Genomic DNA, 212 nt, shown 5'->3' with positions numbered 1-212 from the left:
CCTACACGTCGAAGGCGCTGCTCGTTCCGAACGTGTGCAAGACGCAGGTGGCGACGCCGAAGCCCACCATCCAGGACCTGTCTCTTATACACATCTCCGAGCCCACGAGACACTCGCTAATCTGGGGGGGGGGGGTTTGTGTTGGGGGGGGGGGGGGGGGGGGGGGGGGGGGGGGGGGGGGGGGGGGGGGGGGGGGGGGGGGGGGGGGGGGG

General features: G+C 73.6%; 1 protein-coding gene. It reads right to left on the bottom strand.

Going from position 1 to position 212, the window contains the following annotated elements; translation table 11 throughout:
* Position 1: 1 nt before the first annotated feature.
* A partial coding sequence (locus tag ACPYOG_RS21330; RefSeq protein WP_481296020.1) for a hypothetical protein occupies positions 2 to 212 on the bottom strand: 211 nt, incomplete at its 5' end.

This window comes from Leifsonia sp. HAY1-4F, assembly GCF_056755275.1.
Note: the sequence above shows the minus strand (reverse complement) of the source record. Positions and strands in the feature narration are given on the sequence as shown.